Origin of the sequence: Paenibacillus sp. FSL R7-0204, from assembly GCF_038002225.1 — a bacterium.
Lineage (GTDB): Bacteria > Bacillota > Bacilli > Paenibacillales > Paenibacillaceae > Paenibacillus_AQ.
Window position 1 is genome coordinate 3,628,552 of sequence record NZ_JBBOCA010000001.1, and the last position, 11,923, is coordinate 3,640,474.

Annotated in this window: 9 protein-coding genes; 6 read left to right on the forward strand and 3 right to left on the reverse strand. The window is 53.0% G+C overall.

The window, feature by feature from the left end; all coding sequences use genetic code 11:
- Positions 1-148: 148 nt before the first annotated feature.
- Positions 149-1,978, forward strand: a complete 1,830-nt coding sequence (gene glgB / locus MKX42_RS16120) for a 1,4-alpha-glucan branching protein GlgB (protein WP_445669379.1) — start codon at positions 149-151, stop codon at positions 1,976-1,978.
- Positions 1,979-2,023: 45 nt separating this feature from the next.
- Complete coding sequence (gene glgA / locus MKX42_RS16125) at positions 2,024-3,460, forward strand: glycogen synthase GlgA (RefSeq protein WP_340753363.1); 1,437 nt, start codon at positions 2,024-2,026, stop codon at positions 3,458-3,460.
- 38 nt (positions 3,461-3,498) lie between these two features.
- On the opposite strand, the gene MKX42_RS16130 is transcribed toward glgA, so the two are convergent.
- Together MKX42_RS16130 and MKX42_RS16135 are read right to left on the reverse strand one after the other, a co-directional pair.
- Positions 3,499-3,810, reverse strand: coding sequence for a nuclear transport factor 2 family protein (locus MKX42_RS16130; protein ID WP_340753364.1), 312 nt, complete (start codon positions 3,808-3,810; stop codon positions 3,499-3,501).
- Positions 3,803-5,566, reverse strand: a complete 1,764-nt coding sequence (locus MKX42_RS16135) for an alpha-glycosidase (protein ID WP_340753365.1) — start codon at positions 5,564-5,566, stop codon at positions 3,803-3,805. The genes MKX42_RS16130 and MKX42_RS16135 overlap by 8 nt, the downstream gene beginning before the upstream one ends.
- Before the next feature lie 234 nt (positions 5,567-5,800).
- Between MKX42_RS16135 and MKX42_RS16140 the strand changes: the two genes are divergently transcribed.
- From MKX42_RS16140 to MKX42_RS16155, 4 genes are all read left to right on the forward strand, one after another.
- Complete coding sequence (locus MKX42_RS16140; RefSeq protein WP_340753366.1) at positions 5,801-6,625, forward strand: transporter substrate-binding domain-containing protein; 825 nt, start codon at positions 5,801-5,803, stop codon at positions 6,623-6,625.
- Between the two features lie 135 nt (positions 6,626-6,760).
- On the forward strand, positions 6,761-7,420 hold the full coding sequence (locus MKX42_RS16145; RefSeq protein WP_339314715.1) for an amino acid ABC transporter permease: 660 nt from the start codon (positions 6,761-6,763) through the stop codon (positions 7,418-7,420).
- Positions 7,407-8,129, forward strand: coding sequence for an amino acid ABC transporter ATP-binding protein (locus MKX42_RS16150; RefSeq protein WP_340753367.1), 723 nt, complete (start codon positions 7,407-7,409; stop codon positions 8,127-8,129). Before MKX42_RS16145 ends, MKX42_RS16150 begins: the two co-directional genes overlap by 14 nt.
- Before the next feature lie 108 nt (positions 8,130-8,237).
- Positions 8,238-9,764, forward strand: coding sequence for a Ppx/GppA phosphatase family protein (locus MKX42_RS16155; protein ID WP_340753368.1), 1,527 nt, complete (start codon positions 8,238-8,240; stop codon positions 9,762-9,764).
- Here MKX42_RS16155 and ppk1 read toward each other — a convergent pair.
- Entirely contained in the window at positions 9,712-11,832 is a 2,121-nt protein-coding gene (gene ppk1 / locus MKX42_RS16160) for a polyphosphate kinase 1 (protein ID WP_340753369.1), read from the reverse strand. The two genes, MKX42_RS16155 and ppk1, sit on opposite strands and share 53 nt — an antisense overlap.
- Positions 11,833-11,923: the final 91 nt, after the last annotated feature.

Below are 11,923 nucleotides of genomic sequence, written 5' to 3' on the forward strand. Positions count from 1 at the left end.
TCAAAACCTGTATATTCGGGTAATGTAATAGGTGCATCCTATATCCTAAGGTGGTGATGATTTGGCCGATTTACCAAAAACAGAAAACCTCCCGTCCGCTGAAGATATTTATTTGTTCCATGAGGGCACGAATTATCGCAGCTATACGATGCTTGGCGCGCACATTGCCGTCCAAGAAGGGCAGGCGGGCGTTCGCTTTACCGTGTGGGCTCCTCATGCGGCATATGTAGGATTGGCGGGAGATCATAACAGCTGGGATGGAACATCCGATCTTGATACGTTATATAAGATACCCGATTCAGGATTTTGGAGTCGTTTTTTCCCGGGAATAGCGCCGGGAACTTTTTACAAATACAGGATTACAGGAGCAGATGGTACAAGCTTCCTCAAAGCAGACCCATATGCCTTCCACGCTGAAGTGCGTCCGGCTACAGCATCCGTTGTGGCGAACCTGGACGGCTACAAATGGGGGGATGCCGCATGGCGGCGGAAGAGTAAAGGTCCTTATCAGGCACCTATGAACATTTATGAAATGCATCTGGGCACCTGGCGGCAAAAGGAAGACGGCGAACTCTATACTTATCGGGAGATCAGCAGTCTGCTGATTCCTTACCTGAGTGAAATGAGCTATACCCATGTGGAGTTCATGCCGCTGGCTGAACATCCTTATGATCTGTCCTGGGGCTACCAGGGAACCGGTTATTTTGCCGCTACCAGCCGTTTTGGAGAGCCGCAGGATCTGATGTACCTGATCGATCAGCTGCATCAGGCAGGCATCGGGGTCATTCTGGACTGGGTTCCGGCCCATTTTGCCAAGGATGCCCATGGTCTGCGCTTGTTCGACGGTTCGCCGCTGTATGAGTATGCCGATCCGATGCTGGCGGAGAAGCCGGGCTGGGGCACCCTGTCTTTTGACTTTAGCAAGCCTGAAATCTCATCGTTCCTGATCTCCAATGCCTTGTTCTGGTTCGAGAAGTATCATATTGACGGCATGCGCGTGGACGCGGTTACGAGTATGCTGCGGCTTGATTTCGAGAAGGAACACCATCAGTACCGGACGAATGAGCATGGCGGGCTGGAGAATCTGGAAGCCATCCGGTTCATTCAGCAGCTTAATCAGGCGATTTTCCAGTATTATCCGAAGGCGCTCATGATGGCGGAAGAATCCAGTGCCTGGCCGGGCGTAACTTCGCCGGTGCATGAAGGCGGTCTGGGCTTCAACTATAAATGGAATATGGGCTGGATGAATGACACCTTGGGCTACATAGAACGTGCTTTCGATTCGCGCCCTTATCATCATAATTTGTTGACCTTCCCGATATGCTATGCGTATGCAGAGAACTACACACTGCCGCTGTCACATGATGAGGTGGTGCACGGCAAGAAGTCGCTGCTGGACAAAATGCCGGGGTCCTATGAGCAGAAATTCGCCGGTCTGCGCCAGCTTCTCGGATATCAGATCAGCCATCCGGGCAAGAAGCTGCTGTTCATGGGCGGAGAGTTCGGGCAATTCATTGAATGGAAGGATCAGGATCAGCTCGACTGGCTGCTGCTGGATTATGAGAGCCACCGGCGGATGCAGGCCTATACGGCTGCGCTGAATAAGCTATACCTTGCCGAAAAAGCGCTGTGGGAGCTAGATCATGATGTGGCAGGCTACCAGTGGATTGATGCCGATGACAGCGGGCAGAGTGTCGTATCCTATATCCGTAGAGGCAAACGTCCGGTAGACACGCTGCTGATTATCATCAACTTCCAGCCGGCCGAGCGCCGCCATTACCGTATCGGCGTGCCGCGTCCGGGTGTTTATGAAGAGTTATTTAGCTCGGAGAGCAACGAATACGGCGGATCGGGCTTCCATAATGAGCCGCTGAAAAGCACCAGGACAGAGTGGCATAATCAGGTGAACAGTATAGAGCTGACCCTGCCGCCACTTAGCTTCTTGATGCTTAAGAAGTCAGGCCGCAAGACCGTTTAAGGGCAGGAAGTGTCCGAATAAGCCACTATATAAGGGGGAGATGGAATGAAAGTATTATTTGCCGCGGCGGAAGCCCATCCATTTATCAAAACAGGCGGACTGGCCGATGTCATCGGCGCTTTGCCGAAAGCTCTCAAGGCGGCCGGGGTCGATGTCCGGGTAATTTTGCCCAAATACAAAGGAATTCCTGAGAAGTATTCCGCTCAGATGGAGCATGTCGCTACGCTTGAGGTCCCGATTGGCTGGCGAAATCAGTATTGCGGGATCGAAAAGGTCGTGTTTGAAGGGATTCCCGTCTATTTCGTTGACAATGAGTATTATTTCGGCCGTGACGGGATTTATGGCTATATGGATGATGGCGAGCGCTTCGCGTACTTCAACCGGGCTGTGCTGGAATGTCTGCCGGCGATTAGCTTCCAGCCGGATGTGATTCATTGCCATGACTGGCATGCTGCGGTAGTTCCGCTGCTGCTGCAGGCGCACTACCGGCATAATCCGTTCTACAGTGAGATGCGTACGGTATTCACCATACATAATCTCCTGTATCAGGGAGTCTTTCCGTATACGGTGCTGGGTGAGCTGCTGGGTCTGGATGACAGCTATTTCCTGGGCGTGGAGTATTACGGGAATGTGAATTATATGAAGGGCGGGATTGTCTACAGTGATCATGTCACTACCGTCAGCCCGACCTATGCCGATGAGATTCGGACCCCGTACTATGGGTATGGTCTCGATGGCCTCCTGACTGCACGCTCTGACGCGCTCAGCGGCATTGTGAACGGAATTGATACCAAGAGCTATAATCCGTCCAGTGACACGGCAATCTTCACCAAGTACCGCTCCAACCTGGCCAAAAAAGCCGAGAACAAGCTGGGACTCCAGCAGGAGCTTGGATTGCCGGTTGCCCCTTACATTCCAATGGTAGCTATGGTTACGCGTCTGGTGGATTCCAAAGGACTGGATCTGCTGACCCGTGTGCTGGATGAGCTGCTGTACTATGATGACATTCAGTTCGTGCTGCTGGGAACAGGGGATGAGGTCTACGAACGCTGGTTCCGCGAGGCCCAGTGGCGTTATCCGACCAAGCTGTCGTCACAGATTACCTTCAGTGATGCCTTGTCCCGCAAAATCTACGCCGCCAGCGACATCTTCCTGATGCCGTCCAAATTCGAGCCTTGCGGCATCAGCCAGCTGCTGGCATTGCGTTACGGCAGCATTCCGGTGGTCCGTGAGACAGGCGGGCTGAACGATACCGTGCAGGCGTACAACGAATATACCGGAGAAGGCAACGGCTTCACCTTCAAGGATTATAACGCCCATGATATGATGCACACGCTCCGCCGCGCCGTATCGTTCTACCATAAGCCCGAGCACTGGAAAAAAGTAGCCAAAAACGCATTCTCCGGCGACTACAGCTGGAACGTATCCGCACAGCAGTACATTGATATTTATAACAAGATTACTGTGACTGCAGCGGAATAGGTACAGTAAGGTATAGATGGGAAAAGGCACCCCTCAGTTCATGATGAACTAAGGGATGCCTTTTTTTGTTGCACATGGATGGCTGGCTCCCTAACATATGAGGAACCACAATTACCAGGGGGATTTTTAGCGATTGGCTGGAGGAAATAGTGCTTGATCGTCCAGTTCAATACCGTACCATGCGTATTCCAGTCCTCGAACCACAATAACAGGGTGTCAAATCCCCGATACTGAGGACCGTAGCTTTCGGTATACACGATGTTCGGATCGAAGATGGTGCTTAACATAGAGCTGTCCTTGTTGATCCAGGAATCAAAATATTGTCTGATCCGCTGCTCACGTTCAATCATTAGAACCCTCCTCAATGATATGTCTGTATAGAATCCGGTACCCGTACGGCTCCAACGCCACGTTCATCATCCCGCGATCTGGAACGACCGCTTCACCGGTCAGCGCATCCAGCCAGTCACTGGTCTCCATCGGGTGGCTGAGTGTGCGGGGCTGCGGTGAATTGTTCATCCAGACCGTGAAGTGGATCAGCTCATCTGCGCGCTCATAGACGATGCACGGGTCGTGCTCGCAGGCCTGAAGAATCCGGAAGCGGCCTTCACGAAGCGCCTTATGCTCCTTGCGCAGATTAATCATCATCCGGTAAAAGTCATACAGCTCGCGGTCCTGCTTGTCCTGATCCCATTCCATACATTTGCGGCAATCCGGGTCCTCATTGCCGGTCAGGCCAATCTCATCGCCGTAATAGATGCAGGGAGTACCCATGAAGGTGAACAGGAAGACGACCGTCAGCTTCAGCTTCCGTTTATCTTCACCAAGGACGGTGAGCAGGCGGGGGGTGTCATGGCTGCCGAGGAGATTGAAGACCACCTCGTTCGTCTGCTGCGGATAACGCATGAGCAGGCCGCCGATCCGGTGGCCGAAGGTGATTCCGTCCATCCCGCCGTTGAAGAATTCCAGCACCGTTCCCGAGAAGGGATAGTTCATCACCGAATCGAACTGGTCGCCGAGCAGCCAGGTTAAGGAGTCGCTCCACACCTCGCCGACGATGTAGGCATCCGGGTTCGCGGCTTTGACTACCTTGCGGAAATCGCGCCAGAAGTGATGGTCCACCTCATTGGCCACATCCAGCCGCCAGCCGTCCACCTTGATCTCCTTAATCCAGTATTCAGCAACCTCCAGCAGATAAGATTTTACTTCATGATTGGCGGTGTTGAACTTCGGCATATTGCCGTAGAAGCCGAACGTGTCATAGGTGGGAATGCCGTCCACAACCGCAGCCGGAAAAGAGTTCACATGGAACCAGTCCCGGTAGACCGAATACTCCCCCTTGGCCAGAACATCCTGGAAGGGCGGGAACTGATCGCTGCAATGGTTGAATACGGCGTCAAGCATAACGCGCAGACCCCGTCTATGGCATTCCTCGACGACCTGCTTCAGCAGCTCATTATCGCCGAAATGCGGGTCGACTCTCCGGTAATCCACAATGTCATATTTATGGTTGGAAGGGGAGATGAACAGCGGGGTGAAGTAGAGGGCATTGACGCCCAGCTCCTGCAGATCATCCAGATGATCCAGCACGCCCTGAAGGTCGCCGCCGAAGAAATTATTCAGCTCGGGCTTGCCGCCCCAAGGCTGCGTGCCTTCCGGATTAATCAGGGGATTGCCATTCGCGAACCGCTCGGTCAAGATTTGGTAGAATACTGCATCCTTCGCCCAGGGAGGGACCCGAAACAAGTCAATTCCGTGGATATAGGGGAATTCGTAGAAGTGGTTCGGCGGCGGCGGGCATTCGGAGCGGATACCGTTATCGAGCAAATAGACCGTCTCCATGCCTTTGCTTACGCGAAAAGTATAGCTAAGCCGCTTATATTTGGGCCGGACTGCTGCTTCCCAGTAGTCGAATCTGTCATCGGAGGCGGCCTTCTCCATGATAATGTCATAAGAAGTATGCTGCCAATCGTACTTGTCGCCGGTAAGGGCGACCACGTAGTCCACATCATCACGTTTGGTGCGCACACGCAGATGAATCGTTTCTGTATCATAGGCATAGGCCCATTTGTCACGCGGAACATGGTACATCGCTTCAAGCAGCATAGTAGCACCTCCTGTAAGTTGGGTGGAAGCTGTAATGATTCGTGCGGCAATTGGAGATAATCTATAGTAGATAGTATTATATACCACCTTCATAGGATGTGCATTTTTTTGTCGCCGTAGCAGGTTTTTGTCACAAAATTGTCTTTGCATATTCATGCGAAGTGATTTATAATAAATCGGTCAATGAGACGGAACAGTAGAGAGAACATAAACAGAATAGGGGAGACGGAGCAAATGAACAAATGGGGTAAACTTTCTATGGGACTGCTGCTGGCAGCAGGACTCTTGGCCGGATGCGGCTCCAATAATGATAAGAACAATACCGCAGCAAGCGGAAATGGCGGTGCTGCAAGCACAGAGGCGCCGGCCAAGAAGCTGATAATGGGTACAAGCGCAGACTTTCCTCCATATGAATTCCACAAGATGGTTGAAGGTACGGATACGATTGTTGGTTTCGATATTGAGATTGCCAAGGAGATTGCCGCTGATCTGGGCCAGGAGCTGGAGATTAAGGATCTTCCGTTCGACTCTTTGCTGAATGAGCTGGCAAGCGGCCGGATCGATATGGTCATCTCGGGACTTAGCCCCACACCGGAACGCGCTGAAGCTGTAGGCCTTTCGGACATCTACTATAAGGCAGAGCAGGCTGTCGTAGTGCGTGAAGCCGACAAGGACAAATTCGCTACCATGGACGCACTGAAGGGCGCCAAGATCGGAATTCAGACCGGTTCCATCCAGGAGGGGATCGCTAAGGGCATCGAAGGCGCACAGCTGACCTCCCTCAGCAAAATCTCCGAAATCGTCCTGCAGCTGCAGTCGAACCGGGTGGATGCTTCCATCATGGAAGGACCTGTTGCCAAGTCCTTTGTGAAGAACGTCAAGGGCCTCGTGATCACCGATGCCAAGCCGGAGGTTGAAGATGACGGTTATGCCATCGGCGTGAAGAAGGGCAACACCGAGCTGCTCGATCAAGTGAATAAGACACTCGGACGCCTGAACTCCGAAGGCAAGATTGATGAATTCGTAGCGGCAGCAAGCGAGCTTGCTGAGAGCAAATAATACGCGAAGCCGCATATACGGATAGCAGAGATCAAGATAGGCCCGCAACTGGCTGCGGGATCATGCTTTACCATGCAGAAAATGGCGGTGATCCGCCGTTTTCTATTTTTTTGAGAAGAGGAGGGTTTGAGGGCAATGAATGTATTCGATATGGCTTATGAGTACCGCAATTTATTCTTATCCGGTCTGCAGTATACACTACTGCTTGCAGTGCTGGGGGTATTCTTCGGTTTCGTACTCGGCATCCTGGTGTCGCTCCTGCGGATGTCCAAATGGAGAATTCTGCGCTTTATCGCCACCGCATGGGTGGAATTTTTACGCGGGACGCCGATGCTGGTGCAGCTGTTTCTGATTCACTATGGGTTGACGGAGCTTGGACTTGAGTTTACGCCGATCCAGTCCGGTGCGATTACATTAACCATCAACAGTTCTGCTTATCTGGCGGAGATTTTCCGCGCGGGGATTCAGGGTGTAGACCGCGGTCAGGTTGAAGCGGCGCGTTCACTCGGAATGAAGCAGGGGATGACGCTGCGCTACATTGTGCTGCCGCAGGCGATTAAGAACGTGCTGCCAGCCATCGGCAACGAATTTATTACCATCATCAAAGAATCTTCAATCGTGTCTATGATCGGGGTTGCAGACCTGTTCTTTCAGGCAAAGACCATTACAACGATTACGTATGAGGGCCTAACACCCTATGTTATTATTGCCATCATGTATTTCGTACTGACATTCACACTATCCAAGCTGCTGGGTATATTGGAACGGAGGCTGAACACGGATGATCGAGGTTAAGAACCTGCAGAAAAGCTTTGGGAAGCTGGAGATCCTGAAGGGCATTGATCTGAATATTCACAAGGGCGAGGTCGTTGTCGTCATCGGTCCCAGCGGATCGGGCAAAAGCACCTTTCTGCGCTGTCTGAACCTGCTGGAGCAGCCCACAGGCGGCGAGATTAGCTTCGAGGGTCAATCCATTACCGCGAAGCGGCATGACATCAACGTGACCCGCGAGAAAATGGGCATGGTGTTCCAGCAATTCAACCTGTTCCCGCACAAGTCCGTGCTGCAGAACATAATGCTCGCCCCGCTCAAGGTGAAGAAGCAGCAAGCTGCTGAGGCGGAGAAGTTCGCGATGGAGCTGCTGCGTACGGTAGGCCTTGAAGACAAGCGCGATGCTTATCCGGCCCAGCTCTCCGGCGGACAGAAGCAGCGGATCGCGATTGCCCGGGCGCTGGCTATGCAGCCGCATGTTATGCTGTTCGACGAGCCAACCTCGGCACTGGACCCGGAGATGGTCGGTGAAGTGCTGGAGGTTATGAAGCAGCTGGCGGTGAACGGCATGACCATGGTGATTGTAACGCACGAGATGGGCTTCGCCCGTGAAGTGGGGGACCGTATCCTGTTCATGGACGGCGGAGTGATTGTGGAGCAGGGGACACCGGCAGAGGTGTTCGGTCATCCCAAGCATGCCCGCACGCGCGATTTTCTCAGCAAGGTATTATAGTAGGCTGGCTAATAACCCCACCGTATGGGGTTATTTTATTTTGGCGGAGTGCACAATGGGTGATATAGTATACAAATGATCAATCTACATGAAAAGGAGTACATACAGATGAGAGATGATCTTTGCCGGATCGGCATTATTGATATTGGTTCCAACTCCATACGACTTGTAATTTATGACACGACACAGGCAGGCGGCTACAAAATCATCAAGGAATGTAAGTACTCTGCCCGATTGAGCGAGAAGATTACGAAGGAAGGCCGGCTGGAGAAGAAGGATATGAATACGATCATACCTGTTCTTCAGCAGTTCAAGGAGATTTGTGATGATTTTGAAGTAGAGAAAATCCGCGCAGGCGCCACCGCCGCCATCCGTAATGCAGCGAACTCTGCGGAGATCATCAGCTACCTGTCTGAGGCTTCGTCGATTCCAATTGAGGTGGTCAGCGGATATCAGGAGGCGTATTTCGGCTTCCTTGGGGTTATCAATGCTTTTGACGTTCAGGATGGCTTCGTGATTGATATCGGCGGGGGCAGTACCGAGGTTACCTTATTCCGCGGACGTCGTTATCAGCAGAGTATCTCGTTCCCGTTCGGTGCGGTTAACACGAATCAGATGTTCAGCCAGGGCGGCAACTGGAACGCGGATCAGATCCGGAAGCTGCAATTATACGTAACCGGCAGGCTGGTGGAGCATGACTGGCTATCGACGGGCACAGGACTTCCGTTATACGGGCTGGGAGGAACACTTCGCTCACTGGCGAAGCTCGATCAGCGGAACCGCGATTATTCTCTGCCTAATTCCCATGGCTATGTTTTGGAGAACGAGACGATCGAACGGTTCATGGAGGTTCTGCCCGCTACCCCGTTTGAGAAGCGCAAGGACCTGGACGGGCTGTCCAAAAGCCGGGCGGATATCATCGTGTCCGGGCTGATTATTTTCCATACCGTCTATCATTACATTGGTGCCAGCCAGGCGCTGATCAGCGGGGAAGGCCTGCGTGAGGGCATGCTGCATGATCTGCTGGAGCCGGAGCAGCCGGTGCGTGACAGTGCGCTGGAGTACAGCCTGGATACGATTATCCGCTTCGATATCCGTACCTCCAAGCGGCATCTCGACCATATCAACAAGCTGGCGCTGAGCCTGCTGGGGGCCTTTGAGCGGGAAGGGGACCGGGAGGAGCAGGAGATGCTGGTCTATGTGGCGATTATGCTGCACCGGACAGGCTCCAACATTAACTATTATCAATCCAAGCGGCACACTCACTACTGGCTGATGAATTCACCCATCCGGGGACTGACGCACCGCCAGCTGATTCTGAGCGCGTACATCGCTTCCTACAGCACAAAAAGCCGGAAGCAGAAACTGTCCCTGATGCATAAGGACATTTTGCTGCCTTCCGACGAGGAATGGATTCATAAGCTGGGTACATTAGTGCAGTTAAGCATTGCGCTGGACAGCACCGAGATCGGCATTGTCAGCGGGCTGAAGTCCCGTATGCATAATCATACGCTGGATCTGGAGCTTCAGGGCGGACAGGTGCTTATCGGCCTGGAGGACATTGAGAACGCGCTCAAAGCTTTCAGGAATGCTTGGTCGGTGAAGGTAAAGCTCGGCTTCCCTTCCAGCGGGTAACATCCATAGCGGCGAACTGGCTCCGGAGCGGGGCCTTTTTGTCGTCGTTCCGTTCATAATATCCGTTCGGCTGAAGGAAGCTGGATTTGACATTGTCCATCAGCGACAGCTCCAGAATCTTGACAATCTGATCGCGGATACCGCTATCCTTCACCGGACACATCAGCTCGATCCGCCGGGTCAGGTTACGCGTCATCCAGTCGGCACTGGACAGGTAGACCTCGGGATCGCCGCCATTCTCGAAGTAATAGATGCGTGAATGCTCCAGGAAGCGGTCCACAATGCTGCGCACCGTAATGCGCTCACTGAGGCCTTCAATTCCCGGACGCAGGCAGCAGACTCCCCGGACGATCAGATCGATGGATACTCCCGCCTGAGCCGCGCTGTACAGATAATCAATAACCTCCTGGTTCGACAGGGAGTTCATCTTGGCGATAATCCGTGCAGGCCGGCCTGCGGCGGCATGCTCCGCCTCACGCAGAATCAGCTTCTGCAGCGACAGGCTCATATTGGTCGGTGCTACGATGAAGGAGTTCCAGTTGTAGTTGGCGGAGTAGCCTGTCATCTGATTGAACAGCTCTGACGCATCCAGGCCAATCTCATGATTGGCGGTGAACAGGCTAAGGTCGGTATAGGCCTTGGCCGTGCTGTCATTGTAGTTGCCTGTTCCCACGTGGACATAGCGGCGCAGCTCCGAGCCCTCCTGGCGGACGATCAGCGTTACCTTGGCATGGGTCTTGAGGCCGACGAGGCCGTAGACCACGTGGCAGCCGGACTGCTCCAGCTTACGCGCCCAGGCGATGTTGCGTTCCTCATCGAAGCGGGCCTTCAGCTCCACGACCACCGTAACCTGCTTGCCGGACTCGGCTGCGTTGGCGAGGGCAGTAATCAGCGGAGAATTGCCGCTGACCCGGTACAGCGTCATTTTGATCGCCATCACCTGCTCATCCTCTGAGGCCTGGATAATGAAATCCGTCATCGCGTCGAAGGATTCGTACGGATGATAGACTAGCACATCGCGCTGGCTCAGCACCTCGAAGAAATCTTCATTCTCATCGAATTCCGCCGGATACATCGGCTCGACAGGAGGATAGAGCAGATAGCTGAAGCCCTTCAGACTGCCGGTGAAGCTGCGCAGGAAGCCGAGATCAAGCGGACCTTCGATTTCGAAGACGAAGTCCTCCAGCTCGAATTCAGCTTGAAGCTGTTCCAGTGCATAAGGATGGATACCTTTCTGGACCTCCAGACGGGCAGGCACACCACGGCGGCGTTTGCGGAGCTCCTTCTCAATCTCCTCCAGCAGATCCTCCGCGCCTTCTTCATCTATCGTCAGGTCAGAGTTGCGGGTCAGGCGGAATTCGCTGACGGCTACCGGATCATACCCGCTGAACAAGGTCTGAATATGATGGCGGATCACATCTTCAATGAATACAAATTGCCGTTTTTTGCTGTTCGCGCGGTGCGGCAAGGGAATGCAGCGCGGCAGATTGGATGGAATTTGCAGAATGGCGAAGTAAGGATCTTCCTCCTGGCTGTTCTTGCGTGTCAGCACGACAGCCAGATAGATGAACTGGCTGTGAACCAGCGGGAACGGACGGCTCTGGTCGACGGCCATCGGAGTCAGCACAGGGAAAATAATATCACGGTAGTATTCCTCAATTGACTGCTCCTGTGCCGGTGTTAAGTCTTCATAATCAACGAACACAATGCCTTCTTTATGCAGGCTGCGTGAAATATCCTTAAAGGTGCGGTACTGGTCGGCGACAATCTTGGTTACCCGTTTGCTGAGGCGTTTATAAAGGCCGGAGGGAGTGTAGCCGGTGAAATCTTTTTTGGTATATCCCGCCCGGATCTGATCCTGGATGCCCGCTACCCGGACACTGATGAACTCATCCAGGTTACTGGACACAATGGCCAGGAATTTGGCCCGCTCAATCAACGGGTTCTCCGGGTCCTGTGCTTCGCCGAGCACCCGGCGGTTGAACTCGATCCAGCTGAGGTCACGGTTAAGATAGGCTGTTGCAGGACTGATATTGTTGATTTTTTTCTCATCTGTATTCACGTTCATGGACCCTCCAAGGTTGCTTCAATGTCTAGTTAAGATATCGTGTTCTTTCATTCTACTATTTGCTTGAGTGAGAAATGTTAAAACTGTGTAA